Consider the following 15,021-nt stretch of genomic DNA (forward strand, 5'->3'; position numbering starts at 1 on the left):
GGCGTCAACATCACCGGCATCCTGACCAGCAAGGGCGGCGGCACCACCGTGCGCAACGTGCTCGCGGGCGGCCTGCACTACGGCGAGGTCTCGATCGCCGCCGCCGTCGCCGATCTGCTCGCCGGACGGGCGACCCCCGCGATGCTCGTCGAGGGGCTGCTGAGCCGCGGCGCGACCGAGGAGTGGCGGCTCAGGATGTAGCGCGCCGGCGGAAGGGCGATCTCACGCTGCGTGGGCCGCCTCGCCGCGCCGGGCGACGGCGATGTCCAGCCAGCCGAGCGGCGTCACCTCCGCCCGGTCCCCCGCGCGCAGCAGCACCGTGGTGGTGCTGGACTCCACGACCGCGGGGCCGTGCAGGACCTGTCCGGCAGCGAGATCCTCCAGGGCGAACACCGGCACGTCCTGCCACGCGCCGAGATGGATGCGCCGATGCCCGCGCGGGGGCGCCGCTCCGGCCGGCGCACGCGGCGGCTCCGCGGGCAGCGACGGCAGGGCGCCGATCACCGCGACGCGGGCATTCACCAGCACGGCCTCCTGGTCGCGCAGCGCGTAGGTGTAGAGGGCCTCGTGGTGCGCGTGGAATGCCTCCGCCATGCGCGCCACGAGATCCGGCGCGGACCAGTCCAGCCCATCGAGCTCGACCGGGATCTCGAAGATCTGCTCGCCGTAGCGCATGTCGGCCGAGCGGCGCACTTGCACCGGTCCCTCGAAGCGCGCAGCCGCCAGGCGCGCGCGTCCCTCCTCCTCCATCTCGCCGTAGAGGCGCAGGATGTCCTCGGCAGCGAGCGTGCTGGCATCGCCCACATGGGTGCGCGCAAGTTCGTAGCGCAGATCGGTGGCCAGCATGCCCCAGGCCGAGAGCACCGCGGCAAGGCGCGGCACCACCACGCGGGTCAGATCGAGCTGGCGTGCGATCTCGGTGACGTGCAGCCCCGCCGCGCCGCCGAAGGAGAGCAGCGCGAAGCGTCGCGGATCGATCCCGCGCCGCACCGAGACGAGCCGCACGCCCTCCGCCATGCGGGTATTGACGACGCGGTGGATCCCCTCGGCCGCGGTCATGCGATCGACGCCGAGCGCGGCGGCGATGCGGTCCACGGCCGCCTGCGCCGCCCGCGTGTCGAGCCGGGCGCGTCCGCCGAGGAAGTTCTCCGCATCCAGATAGCCCAACACCAGGTTCGCATCGGTCACGGTCGCCGCCGTGCCGCCGCGGCCGTAGCAGGCCGGGCCCGGCATCGCGCCCGCGCTCTCCGGCCCGACATGGAGCACGCCGCCGGCATCGACGCGCGCGATCGAGCCGCCGCCGGCGCCGATCGAGACGATGTCGAGGCTCTGCAGGCCGACGCGCTGCCCGGCGAAGCGCCGGTCCGAGGCGATCGCCGCCTCGCCGCCGCTGATCAGCGAGATGTCGGTGCTCGTGCCGCCCATGTCGAAGGGGATCAGGTCGCCATGGCCGATCAGCCGCGCGACGTGCCGGCTGCCCGCCACGCCGCCGGCCGGCCCCGAGAGCACCGCCCCGGCGGCGAGGCGCACCGCATCCGCGACCGTCGCGACCCCGCCATGCGACTGGATGATCAGCAGCGGTCCGGCATAGCCGACCTCGCGCAGGCGCGCCTCCAGGCGCCGGAGGTAGCGTTCGAGCGCCGGCCCGACATAGGCGTTCACCACGGTGGTGCAGGTGCGCTCGTATTCCTTGATCTGCGGCAGCACCTCCGAGGAGATCGAGACGTAGCAGTCCGGCATCGCGGCGCGCACCGCCTCGGCGGTCATGCGCTCATGCGTCGGATCGCGGTAGCTGTGCAGGTAGCAGATCGCGACAGCCTCCACGCCCCTCGCCTTCAGCGTGCCGATCGCCCGCGCCAGCGAGGCCGTATCGAGCGCGGTCTCGACCCGGCCGTCGCAGCGGATCCGCTCGGCCACACCGAGGCGCAGGTCGCGCGGCACCAGCGGCTCGGGCGGCGGCAGGCGCAGGTTGTAGCGGTCGTCCTTCAGCCCCTCGCGCATCTCCAGGATGTCGATATGGCCCTCGGTGCTGAGCAGGCCGACGCGCGCACCCTTGCGTTCGAGCAGCGCGTTCGTCGCCACCGTCGTGCCGTGGACGATCCGTTCGGTGTCGGCGAGCATCGCCGCCATCCCGATGCCCAGCGCCTCGGCAAGCAGCGCGAGCCCGTCCATCACGCCGATCGACTGGTCCGCGGGCGTCGAGGCCGCCTTGGTGTGGACGATGCGCCCGGCATCGTCCACCGCGACGAGGTCGGTGAAGGTGCCGCCGACATCGATGCCGATGCGCCAGGACATCGCTCAGCGCCCCTCCCCGACCGAGACGAAGCCGCGCGCGAGGTCGCGCGCGCGCGCCTCCGGTTCGCGCTCCGCCGGATCGCCCCAGCCTCCGCCGCCGCCCGACCTCGCCACGATCACGTCGCCCGGGCGGATGACGATGCCGACCTCCTTGGTCCTGAGGGGGCGGTCCGGCTGGCCGGCGGAGCGCAGGACATAGTGGTGCGGCGCGCCGTCCCTGCCGCCGCGGATGCCGCAGGCGCCGTACTTCACGCCGTCGCCGGCCGTGTTCGCGACCGCAGGCTCGGCCACCTCGACCGCGAATTCGAGATCCCCGCCGGGCCCGCCGCGATACCTGCCGTCGCCGCCGGAGTCCGGGCGGAACTCGTGACGGCGGAAGAACAGCGGGAAGCGCACCTCGGCGACCTCGATGCTGCCGAACTTGATGCCGCCTGCCGCCTGCCACTCGCCCGCACCGGGCCAGCCGTCGCCCGCCGGCGAGGCGCCGCCGCCGGGCCGCGCCTGGAACAGGTGCCAGATGAAGGGGCGCCGGGTGCGCGGATCGACCCCCTGGATGGCGATCCGGAACCGCCGCCCCCAGCCGGCCATGGCGCGGTCCGGACAGGCCGGGGCGAGCGCCTTGATCACGGCTTCGAGAATCTCCTGGCCGGCGCAGTTGGTGCAGAGCGTGACCGGCTTGCCGGGCCGCGGATGCACGATCGTGCCTTCGCGTGCGATCACCTTGACGGGGCGGAACGCGCCGTCGTTCTTCGGCGTCTCGGGGTCGATCAGATAGGAGAGCGCGACCACCACCGCGGAGTAGGTGTTCGGCCAGGAGGAGTTGATGAAGCCGTCCACCTCCTCGTGGCTGTCGGAGAGGTCGACCTCGAGATCGCTGCCGCGCTTGGTGACCTTCGCGCGGATGTGGATGTCCCTGAAGCGGTGCCCGTCGTCGTCGATCATCGCCTCGCCGTAATAGACGCCGTCGGGCCAGGCGGCGATCACCGCACGCACCTGGCGCTCCGCCCCGTCCAGCACCGCCTCGATCGCGGCGTGCGTGGTCGCCGAGCCGAACTCGGCGAGCAATGCCTGGAGCCGGCGTTCGCCGACGCGTGCCGAGCCGATCATCGCCGCGAGGTCGCCGCGGAAGTCGCGCGGATGGCGCACGTTCAGCACCAGGAGCTCGTTGACGTCGTCGATCAGCCGACCGCGGTCGTAGAGCCGGAGCGGCGGCACGCGGAGCCCCTCCTGCCAGATCTCCTTCGCAGCCGGGTTGTAGGCACCGTGGGTGGCACCGCCGATGTCGCTCTGGTGCGACCGGTTGATCGACCAGAAGGCAAGCCGATCGCCATCGAACACGGGCACGAAGGCGGTCAGGTCGGGCAGGTGGTTGCCGCCGCGATAGGGGTCGTTCAGCAGGAACACGTCGCCCGGGTTGATCCGGCCGCGGAAGTAGTCGTGCACCGAGCGCACCGCCCAGGGCAGCGCGCCGACATGGATCGGCACGTGCTCGGCCTGGGCGATCAGCCGCCCCTCGGCGTCGGCGAGCGCGGTCGAGAAGTCGCGGCTCGAATTGAGGATCTGCGAGTAGGAGGTCCGCAGCATCGCCTCGCCCATCTCCTCGACGATCGCGTGCAGGCGATGCTGCACGACGGAGACGGTGACGGGGTCGATCACGGTCATCGGGCGATCCTCCGGTCTCGGGCAAGGAACGGGCGCGGCGGGCCGGGCGAGGCGGCGCGGCAGGGGAGGTTCCGACATCCCGCGGCCGTGGCCAAGTGCGGGGCGGGATGGACGTCCGCCGCCGCGGAGGTCCGCCTGATCGGGCCCGACACCCCCACCGCCTCGCTCCCGCCGAACCCGCCGGGCAGGACGACGTGATCGCCGCGTGCGGCGACCTGAACCTGCCGGCCGTGCCGTGAGGGTACCGATGCGCGCGATCGACGAGCTGCACCATGTCGACGTGCCGAAGTTCCACGCCCGATGGACTTGGCCCGGGCATGGTCACCCATGTCTGGCTCACGCCGACCCGCACCGGCACCCTCGAGGCCATGGGCGTCGAGAGCTGCGGCGTCGGCCACGGCGCCTGCGCGATCCTGCTGCCGCCGCTCCTGGTGCCGGTGTCCGTCGCGATCGTGGTGTTCGCGCCCGACGGCGCGCTGCTGACGCGGCTGCGCGATCCGGCGGTCGGCGGCGGCCGGGCGATCGCCCCTAGCCGATCTCCACCGCACCCGCCGCCTGCGCGAGCCAGCGCGCGATCGCCACCACGCGCTCGTCCATGTGGTGCTGGCCCATCACCTGCACGCCGACCGGCATCCCGCCGACGGCCATCACGGGCACCGTCACCGTCGGCGCGCCCAGGATCGAGGAGGCGGCGTTGTAGGAGGGATCGCCGGTGGTGTGGAGGATCTCGCCCTGGCTGCCGCCGGTGTCGCCGAGCTTCGGCGCGGGGCCGAGCGCGGCCGGCGCGATGGCCGCCTCCGCGACGGGCGCGAGGGCGGCAAGCCGCGCGCGCGCCTCGGCACGGCGGCGCAACAGGTCGCGATAGGCATCGAGCGTGATTGTGCGGCCGAGCCTGAGCCGCGCCATCAGGCTGTCGCTGATGCCGCCCGGATGCTTGTCGACCAGGTTCTCGATCGTCCAGCGCATCTCGTAGGCGCAGATGTCGCGCGTCAGCGCCATCGCGTCGCCGATCGCCGCCTCGAAGGCATCGACCAGAGGGTGCGCGCCGGGCTCGAGGATCGTCACGTCCTCGGCCCTGAGCGCGGCGAGCACGCGGTCGAAAGCCTCGCGCGTCGCCGCCCCGGTCTTCGCCCAGCCCTCGCCGTGCAGCACCACCAGTCGGCCGGGTCTGGCCGGTGCGGGTGGCACGGACGCGCCGTAGAGCCCGGGCTGGCCGGGATCGCCGCCGGCGCGCAGCGCGATCTCGATCGCGACCTGCCACATGTCCTGGGCCGAGCCCGCATGCACGCCGAGATGCGAGTGCGACAGCCCCTGGCGCTCGCCGCGGTTCAATGCGCCGATGGTCGGCTTGATCGCCCAGTTGGCGCAGAAGCTCGCCGGACGGATCACGCTGCCCACCACCTGGCTGCCGATCGCCGCCGGCACCATGCCCGCGCCGACCGCCGCCGCCGAACCCGACGACGATCCGCCCGGCGTGCGCGTCGGATCGAACGGGTTGGTGGTCGGGCCGGGGTGGCTCATGCCGAGCTCGGTCGTCACCGTCTTGCCGAGCACCACGGCGCCGGCCTCGCGCAGCGCGCGCACATGCGCAGTGTCGCGCCCGGGATTGTTCCCCTTGAACAGCGGGCTGCCCATCTCGGTCGGCATGTCCCTGGTCTCGAACAGGTCCTTGATGCCGACCGGCATGCCGTCGATCGCCGAGAGCGGCCGGGCCGCCCTCCAGCGCGCGCTCGCGGCGTCGGCGGCCCTGCGCGCGCCCTCGATGTTCAGCGTCACCCACGCCTTCACCTCGGGCTCACGCGCCTCGATCGCCGCGAGGCAGCGTTCCAGATAGGCGCGCGGCGAGTCGCTGCCGTCGCGGAACCGCGGCACCGCGTCATGGAAGGTGAGTGGACGGAAGGTCGCGGGCGAATAGCGCTGGCGCGTGGCGGAATCCATCGGCTCCTCCCTCAGTCCGGCGCGCAGCCTCGCGCGGATCACGGCTGCGCGCAAACCGGATCAGCGCCGATGGCGGTGGTCCTCCGGGTGCACGAACCGGCCGGCCCAGAGGCCGCGCCCGTGCCACCACGCCTCGATCTGTTCCGGCAGATAGGCGAAGGAGTAGCGCAGATAGGCGACGGCAAGGCCCTCGCGCACCATCCAGGCGTTCACGCTCTGCCCGCCCGCCCGGCAGCGCGCGACCGCGCGACCGAAGCGGTCGCGCTCGATCTCGCGGCAGGTCAGGACGTGGCCGCGGATGCGCGCGCGCAACGCCGCCGCCGCCTCCGCGCCGCAGTGCCACGGCCGGCCGTCGCGCTCGCAGACCTGGTCGGACTCCGGCGCGTCGATGCCGTGCAGGCGGATCCTCTGGCGCTCGATCTCGATCGTGTCGCCGTCGATCACCGAGGCCGGGCCGATCCAGGTCGGGCCGCCGGTGAGCAGGTGCGATGCGGGCCCCACGGCGACCGCCAGCACGGCGACGCCGATCGCCAGCACCAGCCAAGTCCGCCGCAGCGGGCGGAACGGGGCACGCGGGCCGAAGCGGCGCAGGCGGCGCGCGAGGAAGCGAACGCCGAACATGGTGCGGAGACTCCACCCCTTCGGTGAACGCCGGGTTTCCGTCAGGCGAGCGCGGGCGCGAACGCCGCCGCGATCCCCGCCTCGTCCGGCAGGCCGTGCAGCGGATAGAGCCGCGTCACGTGGCCCATCTTCCGGCCCGGGCGCGTTTCGGTCTTGCCGTAGTGGTGCGGGATCAGACCCGGTGTCGCGAGCAGCGCCGGCAGAGCCGCGATCTCCGCGCCGATCAGGTTCTTCATCAGCGCATCCGCATGCCGCGCCGGATCGCCGAGCGGCAGGCCGCAGATCGCCCGCACCTGCTGCTCGAACTGACTGACCGCGCAGGCCTCGATGGTCCAGTGGCCGGAGTTGTGCGGCCTGGGCGCGATCTCGTTCGCCAGCACCTCGCCCGGGCCGGTGACGAAGAACTCGATGCAGATCAGTCCTTCGAGCGCGAAGGCCTCGGCAACGGCGAGGGCGTAGCGGCGCGCCGTCGCGGCGGTCGCGACATCGATCCGCGCCGGCGCGATCGAAAGGTCGAGGATGCCGCCGCGGTGGCGGTTCTCCACCACGTCGAAGGTGGCGACATTGCCCGCCGGATCGCGCGCGACCAGCACCGAGACCTCGCGCGCGAAGGGCACGAAGGCCTCGGCGATCAGCGTCGGGAACGGCCGGGCGGGCGGGGCGAGGCGCGCGAGGGCGGGCGCGATCTCGTCCTCCGCGCGCACCACCGTCTGCCCCTTGCCGTCATAGCCGAAACGCGCGGTCTTCACGACGGCCGGCAGCCCGACCGTCTCGAGCGCCGCCGCCACCTCCTCGCGGCCGCGGATCGGCGCCCAGCGCGCGGTCGGCACGTCGATGCCGTTCAGGAACGTCTTCTCGGCGATCCGGTCCTGCGCGATCGCCAGCACGCGGCGCGCCGGGCGGATCGGCACGCGCGCCTCGACCACCTCGAAGGCGTCGAGGCCGACATTCTCGAACTCGAAGGTCACCACGTCCACGCGCTCGGCGAAGCGGGCGAGCGCGTCACGGTCGTCATAGGACGCGACCGTGGTCTCGGCCGAGACCAGGCTTGCGGGCGAACCGGCTTCGGGCGTGAAGACATGGGCGCGGTAGCCGAGCCGCGCGGCGGCGACCGCGAGCATGCGGCCGAGCTGGCCGCCGCCCATGATGCCGATCGTGGCACCGGGCGCGAGGGGGTCAGGCATCGGCGGGCAGCTCGGGCACGGCCTCGGTCTGGGCGGCGCGATAGGCGGCAAGGCGCTGCGCCAGCGCGGCATCCGAGAGCGCCAGGATCGCTGCGGCGAGCAGCGCGGCGTTGATCGCGCCCGCCTTGCCGATCGCGAGCGTGCCGACCGGGATCCCCGCCGGCATCTGCACGATCGAGAGGAGCGAATCGACCCCGTTCAGCGCCTGCGAGGTCACCGGCACGCCGAGCACGGGCAGCGCGGTCATCGCCGCGGTCATGCCGGGCAGATGCGCAGCCCCCCCTGCGCCGGCGATGATCACCTTCAGCCCGCGACCGGCCGCCTGCGCGGCGTAGTCGTAGAGCCGCCTCGGCGTGCGGTGCGCCGAGACCACGCGCGCCTCGTGCGCGATGCCGAGCTCGTCGAGCGTCTCGGCGGCATGGCGCAGGGTCGGCCAGTCCGATCGGCTGCCCATGATGACGCCGACGAGAGGAGAGACCGGCACGCCGAGGACCCTAGGCGATGATATCCGGGATCAGCCTGTTCTCGATCCAGGCGATCTCGTCCTTCAGCTTCAGCTTGCGCTTCTTCAGCCGGGCGATGTGGATCTGGTCGGCCGGGCCGCCGGTCGCGAGCCGTGCGATCACCGTGTCCAGATCGCGATGCTCGATGCGAAGCTCGTTCAGCCTGGCGAGCAGCGCCTCGCGATCGTCGGTCGTCATCCAGGGCGAATCCCCGCTGTGGCCGTCCGCCCCGCGGGGCGGGCCGAGGCCGGAATACGCCGGGTGCAGGCCAGGGTTCAAGCGAAATGGGGCCGGTCCGGCCACGTCCTTCCCATCGCGCCCGCTCATCCTCGCCAGATCCCCTCCTCGCTGAAGCCGAGAGCCGCGAACTCCGCGGCCCTGAGCTCCGCCTCGCCCGCAGAGTAGAACTCGTCGAGCTGCGGCGGCTTCTCCGCCGTGCCCGACAGCATGGCATGGGCCTGGCCGCGATGGTGGATGTCGTGCTGGAACAGGTGCAGGAGCAGCCGGTCCGTGCGCTCCTCCTGCACCCGGCTGCCGCGGTGCACCCGGGTGATGCCGAGCACCGACTCGGCGGTGAGCGCGTCGCAGACCGCGATCAGCCGCCGATCGACCTCGCGCTGCGCCGCCTGGAGCTCCGCCGCGGTCCGGCACGGCTCCGGGTCGGCCCAGGCCGCCGGCCCCAGCGTGCCGCCCTCGAGGGCATCGACGTAGAACCGGTCGATCACCAAGATGTGGTTCAGGGTCGCGCGGAGGCTGGGGAAGAACCCGGTGCGCTTCGCCTCGAACTCGGCCTGGGAGAGCCGCGCCACCACGTCCAGCAGCCGGTGGTTCGCCCAGGCGTTGTTGCGCGCCTGGGCCCGCAGATGGACGAGTGCCAGCTCAGCCATCCGCCCGCTCGTCCAGCCCGACCAGCGAGCGGGCGAAGTCGCGCGGGTCGAAGGGGCGCAGATCCTCGGCCGTCTCGCCCACGCCGACCGCGTGCACCGGCAGTCCGCAGGCCTCGGCCAGCGCCACCACGATGCCGCCCTTGGCCGAACCGTCGAGCTTGGTGACCACGAGCCCGGTGACGTCCACCATCTCGCCGAACACCTTGACCTGCTGCAGCGCATTCTGGCCGGTGGTCGCGTCCAGCACCAGCAGAACCGAGTGGGGCGCGGTCGGGTCGAGCTTGCGGATCACGCGCACGATCTTGCCGAGCTCGGCCATCAGATCGGCCTTGTTGTGCAGCCGCCCGGCCGTGTCGATCAGCAGCACATCCGCACCCTCGGCCCTCGCGCGCGCCAGCGCATCGTAGGCGAGCCCGGCGGCATCCGCGCCCGGCGCGCCCGCGACCACCGGGCAGCCGGTGCGCTCGCCCCAGATCTGGAGCTGCTGGACGGCCGCGGCACGGAACGTGTCGCCCGCAACCAGCATGGGCCGGAGCCCCTGCCCGGCCCAGAGGGAGGCGAGCTTGGCGATGGTCGTGGTCTTGCCGGTGCCGTTGACGCCCACGACCAGCACGACATGCGGCGCGCGCGCCGGATCGGGCACCAGCGGCACCGCGATCGGGGCCAGGATCGCGGCGATCTCGTCGGCGATCGCCTCGCGCAGCTGCAGGTCGGTCACCTCCTCGCCGAAGCGGGCGATGCGGAACCGGTCGACGATCCGCTTCGCCGCCGCCGCGCCGAGATCGGCCGCGATCAGCAGCTCCTCGAGCTCGTCGAGCGCCGCGTCGTCCATCCGCCGCTTGCGGAACAGCGACGCGAGGCCCTCGCCGATCCTGGCCGAGGAGCGCGCAAGCCCGGCCTTGAGCCGGCCGAGGAAGCCGCGCCGCTCCTCCTCGGGCAATGGCGGGGCGGGCGCGGCCGGCGCCGGGCCACGCCGGAACAGATCCCTGAGCGCCACTATACCGCCTCCGCCAGCAGCCCGTCGTCGTTCGCCGCGGCGATGCGCACGCGCCCGATCGCACCGGGCGCGATCCGGCCCGCGACCAGCCGCGCGGGGGCGAAGTGCTCGGTGTGGCCCTCGCCGGTCTCGCGCTCCGCGAGCAGATCGGCTTCGCTGCCGACGCGCGCGGCGTAGAACGCGCGCGCCATCCGTGCGCCGAGCGCGCGCAGTGCTGCGGCGCGCTCGCGGATCAGCGCGCGGGGAAGCTGCGGCATGCGTGCCGCCGGGGTGCCGTCGCGCGCACTGAAGGGGAACACGTGGAGGAAGGTCAGCCCCGCCTCCTCGACCAGCGCGCGCGTGTTTGCCGCCATCGCCTCCGTCTCGGTCGGGAACCCGGCGATCAGGTCGGCACCGAACGCCATGTCCGGCCGCAGCCGCCGCGCGCGCTCCGCCACGCGGATCACGTCCGCGCGCAGGTGCCGCCGCTTCATCCGCTTCAGGATCAGATCGTCGCCCGCCTGCACCGAGAGATGCAGATGCGGCATCAGCCGCGGCTCCTCGGCGATCAGCCGCCACAGGTCTTCGTCGATCTCCACCGGATCGAGCGAGGACAGCCTCAGCCGCGGCAGGTCCGGCACCAGCGACAGGAGGCGCCGTACCATCTGGCCGAGGCTCGGGCTGCCGGGCAGGTCGGGTCCGTAGGCGGTGATGTCCACCCCCGTCAGCACCACCTCCCGGTAGCCGCGCGCCACGAGCGCGCGCACCTGGCGCACCACCTCGCCGATCGGCACGCTGCGCGAGGGGCCGCGTCCGTAGGGGATGATGCAGAAGGTGCAGCGATGGTCGCATCCCGCCTGCACCTGCACGAAGGCGCGCGCGCGGGCCGAGAACTCGGTCACGAGATGCCCGGCCGTCTCGCGCGCCGCCATGATGTCGGCGACCGCCACGCGCGGCGCGTCCGTCGCCGCCCAGGTCGCCGCCTCCAGCTTCTCCTGGTTGCCGACCACGCGATCGACCTCCGGCATCGCCGCCCACGCCTCGGGCCGGATCTGCGCCGCGCAGCCGGTGACCACGATGCGCGCGGAAGGGTGCTCGCGCCTGAGCCGCCGGACCGCTTGGCGCGCCTGGCGCTCTGCTTCCGCCGTCACCGCGCAGGTGTTCACCACGATCGTGTCCGCGCCCGCCGCCGCGAGGTGGGCGCGGATCACCTCGCCCTCCACCGTGTTCAGCCGGCAGCCGAAATTGAGGACGCGCGGCTTCATGCCGCGAGCGCCCCGAGATCGAGCTCGCCGCGGAACGACTCCTCGGCCGGGCCGGTCATCGTCACCCGCCCGTCCTCGCCCCACTCGATCCCGAGCTCGCCGCCGTCCAGCATCAGCGTCGCCGACCGCCCGGCAAGCCCGCGCCGATGCGCGTTCACGAGCGCCGCGCACGCCCCCGTGCCGCAGGCGAGCGTCAGCCCAGCGCCGCGCTCCCACACCCGCAGCCGGATCAGGTCCGGAGCGAGCACCTCCGCGAAGCCGATATTCGCCCGCTCGGGGAACAGCGGGTCCGTCTCCAGCGACGGGCCGAGCCGCGCGATGTCCAGCGCCGCCACGTCCGCGACGAAGAAGGTCGCGTGCGGATTGCCCATGCTGCACGCGGCGGGATCCGCCACACCCTCGCGCGCGAGCGGCAGATGCAGCGTGTCCACCGCGCGCGCGAGCGGGATCTCGGCCCAGCCGAAACGGGGCGCCCCCATGTCCACCGCCACCAGCCCACCCGGCGCGCGCGAAGCCCGCAACACGCCACCCGGCGAGCCGATCGCCACCGTCTCGGCGCCGGTCTCGCGCAGGAGCAGGTCGGCCACACAGCGCGTCGCGTTGCCGCACGCCCCCGCGAGCGACCCGTCCGCGTTGACGATGCCCATCCAGGCGACCGTGCCGGGCTCCTTCGGCGGCTCGATCACGATCACCTGGTCGCAGCCGATCCCGCGCCGACGATCCGCCACCGCGCGCGCCACCGCCGCGCCGAGCGCGACGGCATCCCGCCGGGCGTCGAACACGACGAAGTCGTTGCCCAGCCCGTGCATCTTCCGGAAGGCGGTCATGGGGCCGCATATAGGCGCCAGGACAGCCCCGACACAATGCAGAGCAACGCAGGGGGCTCCGCCCCCTGCACCCCCGCCAAGGGCCATTGGCCCTTGGAACCCCTTAACTCAGCGCCAGAACGCCTCGGCCAGCGCCTGCAGGTTCGCATGGCCCATCCGCGCATAGGTCAGCGGATGGGCCTTCGCCGGGTCCTGCTCCGCCTCCACCACCAGCCACCCCGCATACCCCGCCGCCGCCACAGGGGCCAGCACCGCACGGTAGTCCACGCACCCATCGCCCGGCACCGTGAACACCCCCGCCAGCACCGCCTCCAGGAAGCTCAGGTCGCGCGCCCGCGCCTCCGCCAGCACATCCGCCCGCACGTCCTTGCAGTGCACATGCACCACCCGGCCCGCATGCCGCCGCGCCACCGCCGCCGGATCGCCGCCGGCGAACGTCAGATGCCCGGTGTCCAGAAGCAACCCGACCTCCGGCCCCGTCAGGGCCATCAGCCGGTCCACCTCCGCCTCGGTCTGGATCACCGTGCCCATATGGTGGTGATACGCGAGCGCCAGCCCGCGTGCCGCAAGGCGCCGCCCCATCTCCGAGAGCCGCGCCGCCAGCCGCTCCCACCCCGCCCCGTCCAGCACCGGCCGCCGTGACAGCGCCACGTCGCGCGACCCGTGCACCGTCCCCGTCACCTCCGCATGCACCATCACCCGGCAGCCGAGGGCGGCCAGCAGCGCGACATGCGCCTCGGCCGCCGCCATCTCGGCATCGACGTCGCGCTCCAGGAGCCGCGAGCCGTACCAGCCCGACACCAGCGCCAGCCCATGCCGCGCGAGGAGCGGCCGCAGCACCGCCGGATCGCGCGGGAACTTGTTGCCGAGCTCCACCCCCTCGAACCCGGCAAGCCGCGCCTCCGCGAGGCACGTCTCCAGCGGCGTCTCCGCGCCGAGCTCCGGCATGTCGTCGTTGGTCCACGTCAGCGGGTTGATCCCCAAGCGCACCGCCATCTCAGCCCCCCGCCCGCTGCCGCTGCCGCCCGCGCTCCCACGCCGCGCGTGCCGCGGCCTGCGCCTCGTCGCGCGGCACCTCCGTCACCGGCACGTCCCACCAGGCCCCGCCCTCCGACGTGCCGCGCCCGGGGTCCGTCCCGATCACCAGCACCGTCGTCCGCTTCGCCTTGAAGGCCCGCGGCAGCGCGGCCTCCAGGGCCGGCACGTCCTCGCAGCGGATCGCCTCGGCCCCGAGGCTCCGCGCATGCGCGGCGAGATCGACCGAAGGCGCGCCGTCCAGGAGGTTGTTGAACGCGGCCCCGCCGGTCGCCGTCTGCAGGCGGTGGATGCAGCCGAAGCCGCGATTGTCCAGCACCACGATCGTCAGCTTCGCCCCCAGCGCCACCGAGGTCGCGATCTCGCTGTTCAGCATCAGGTAGCTGCCGTCGCCCACCAGCACCACCACCTCGCGCTCGGGTGCGGCGAGCTTCGCCCCCAGCCCGCCGGCGATCTCGTAGCCCATGCAGGAGTAGCCGTATTCGAGGTGGTAGGAGGCGCTGTCGGTCGCGCGCCACAGCTTGTGCAGCTCGCCCGGCAACCCGCCCGCCGCGCAGACCACGATGCCGCGCGAAGGCATCGCCCGGTTCACCGCGCCCAGCACCTGCGCATCCGTCGGCGTGCCGCCGCGCGGCGCGGTGACGCGATCGACCGTGCGCTGCCAGCGCCCGATCGCGCTCGCCGCGTTGTCCTGCCACGGCTTCGGCGCGGCCCAACCCTTCAGCGCCTCGCCGAGGGATGCGAGCCCGCGCCCGGCATCCGCGACCAGAGGCAGGGCGCCGTGCTTCGCGGCATCGAACGCCGCGACATTGAGCGCGACGAGCCGCGCCCTGGGAAACAGCGCGCGCGAGCCGGTGGTGAAATCCTGCAACCGCGTCCCGATCGCGAGCACCACATCCGCGCGCGCCGCGAGCGCGTTCGCCGATGCCGCGCCCGTCACGCCGATCGCGCCGGCGTTGCGCGGATGATCCCAGGCGAGGCTGCCCTTGCCGGCCTGCGTCTCGGCGACCGGCACGCCATGCCGCGTGGCGAAGGCGGCAAGCGCGGCCTCGGCGCGCGCGTACTTCACCCCGCCTCCGGCGATGATCAACGGCCGCCTTGCGGCGCGCAGCGCCTCGGCCGCCGCCGCAAGCTCGTCCGCATCGGGCGCCGGCGCGCGCGGGCGATGCAGGCGCGGGCGGAAGAACGCGGCGGGCCAGTCGATCGCCTCGGCCTGGACGTCCTGGGGGAACGCGAGCGTGACGGGTCCGCACTCGGCGGGATCGGTCAGCACGCGGATCGCGGCGGGCAGGGACGCGAGGAGCTGTTCCGGGCGCGTGATGCGGTCGAAGAAGCGGCTCACCGGCCGGAAACAGTCGTTCGCCGACACGGTCGCGTCACCGAAATCCTCCACCTGCTGCAGCACCGGGTCGGGCCGGCGGCTCGCGAACACGTCGCCCGGCAGGAACAGCACCGGCAGGCGGTTCACATGCGCCACCGCCGCGGCGGTGACCATGTTGGTCGCCCCGGGCCCGATGGAGCTGGTGCAGGCCATCATGCGCCGGCGCGCGTGCGTCTTGGCATAGGCGATCGCGGCATGCGCCATCGCCTGCTCGTTGTGCGCGCGGAAAACCGGCAGCCTCCGCCGCATCGCGTGCAGCGCCGGCCCCAGACCTGCGACGTTGCCGTGGCCGAAGATCGCCCAGACGCCGCCGAACAGGGGCACCCGCCGTCCGTCGAGCTCGGTCTCCTGGGCGGCCAGGAACCGCACCACGGCCTCGGCCGCGGTCAGCCTGATCGTGGCCATCGCGTCACGTTTCCCCGTGTTGACGGAACAGAAGTGTTGCGG

The 15,021-nt window shown here is 73.4% G+C and carries 13 protein-coding genes and 1 pseudogene; 1 reads left to right on the forward strand and 13 read right to left on the reverse strand.

Features of this window, described 5'->3' with window-relative positions; genetic code table 11:
• Positions 1–201, forward strand: a pseudogene (locus FK498_RS19930) (hypothetical protein); the annotation flags it as partial.
• A gap of 21 nt (positions 202–222) precedes the next feature.
• On the opposite strand, the gene FK498_RS08005 reads toward FK498_RS19930, so the two are convergent.
• The 13 genes from FK498_RS08005 to iolD form a co-directional block, all read right to left on the reverse strand.
• On the reverse strand, positions 223–2,295 hold the full coding sequence (locus FK498_RS08005; RefSeq protein ID WP_141853354.1) for a hydantoinase/oxoprolinase family protein: 2,073 nt from the start codon (positions 2,293–2,295) through the stop codon (positions 223–225).
• Positions 2,296–2,298: 3 nt separating this feature from the next.
• On the reverse strand, positions 2,299–3,957 hold the full coding sequence (locus FK498_RS08010) for a hydantoinase B/oxoprolinase family protein (RefSeq protein WP_141853356.1): 1,659 nt from the start codon (positions 3,955–3,957) through the stop codon (positions 2,299–2,301).
• A 528-nt stretch (positions 3,958–4,485) separates the two neighbouring features.
• On the reverse strand, positions 4,486–5,895 hold the full coding sequence (locus FK498_RS08015; RefSeq protein WP_141853358.1) for an amidase: 1,410 nt from the start codon (positions 5,893–5,895) through the stop codon (positions 4,486–4,488).
• A 60-nt stretch (positions 5,896–5,955) separates the two neighbouring features.
• On the reverse strand, positions 5,956–6,516 hold the full coding sequence (locus FK498_RS08020) for a thermonuclease family protein (RefSeq protein WP_141853361.1): 561 nt from the start codon (positions 6,514–6,516) through the stop codon (positions 5,956–5,958).
• Positions 6,517–6,557: 41 nt separating this feature from the next.
• Positions 6,558–7,700, reverse strand: coding sequence for a 5-(carboxyamino)imidazole ribonucleotide synthase (locus tag FK498_RS08025; protein WP_141853363.1), 1,143 nt, complete (start codon positions 7,698–7,700; stop codon positions 6,558–6,560).
• Positions 7,693–8,154, reverse strand: coding sequence for a 5-(carboxyamino)imidazole ribonucleotide mutase (purE, locus tag FK498_RS08030; protein WP_141853400.1), 462 nt, complete (start codon positions 8,152–8,154; stop codon positions 7,693–7,695). Before purE ends, FK498_RS08025 begins: the two co-directional genes overlap by 8 nt.
• A gap of 40 nt (positions 8,155–8,194) precedes the next feature.
• Complete coding sequence (locus tag FK498_RS08035; RefSeq protein WP_141853365.1) at positions 8,195–8,401, reverse strand: YdcH family protein; 207 nt, start codon at positions 8,399–8,401, stop codon at positions 8,195–8,197.
• Between the two features lie 125 nt (positions 8,402–8,526).
• Entirely contained in the window at positions 8,527–9,090 is a 564-nt protein-coding gene (locus FK498_RS08040) for a DinB family protein (protein WP_141853368.1), read from the reverse strand.
• A complete protein-coding gene (gene ftsY, locus FK498_RS08045) occupies positions 9,083–10,030 on the reverse strand; it encodes a signal recognition particle-docking protein FtsY (RefSeq protein WP_141853402.1) in 948 nt (315 codons plus the stop codon). Before ftsY ends, FK498_RS08040 begins: the two co-directional genes overlap by 8 nt.
• 56 nt (positions 10,031–10,086) lie before the next feature.
• Positions 10,087–11,331, reverse strand: a complete 1,245-nt coding sequence (mtaB, locus tag FK498_RS08050; protein WP_141853370.1) for a tRNA (N(6)-L-threonylcarbamoyladenosine(37)-C(2))-methylthiotransferase MtaB — start codon at positions 11,329–11,331, stop codon at positions 10,087–10,089.
• On the reverse strand, positions 11,328–12,158 hold the full coding sequence (gene dapF / locus FK498_RS08055) for a diaminopimelate epimerase (RefSeq protein ID WP_141853372.1): 831 nt from the start codon (positions 12,156–12,158) through the stop codon (positions 11,328–11,330). Before dapF ends, mtaB begins: the two co-directional genes overlap by 4 nt.
• Positions 12,159–12,266: 108 nt before the next feature.
• On the reverse strand, positions 12,267–13,154 hold the full coding sequence (gene iolE / locus FK498_RS08060) for a myo-inosose-2 dehydratase (RefSeq protein WP_141853374.1): 888 nt from the start codon (positions 13,152–13,154) through the stop codon (positions 12,267–12,269).
• Position 13,155: 1 nt separating this feature from the next.
• Positions 13,156–14,979 carry a 3D-(3,5/4)-trihydroxycyclohexane-1,2-dione acylhydrolase (decyclizing) gene (gene iolD / locus FK498_RS08065; protein ID WP_141853376.1) on the reverse strand — a complete coding sequence of 608 codons (1,824 nt, stop codon included), beginning with the start codon at positions 14,977–14,979 and terminating at the stop codon, positions 13,156–13,158.
• Positions 14,980–15,021 lie beyond the last annotated feature (42 nt).

It is taken from the genome of Elioraea sp. Yellowstone (assembly GCF_006704265.1).
Lineage (GTDB): Bacteria > Pseudomonadota > Alphaproteobacteria > Acetobacterales > Acetobacteraceae > Elioraea.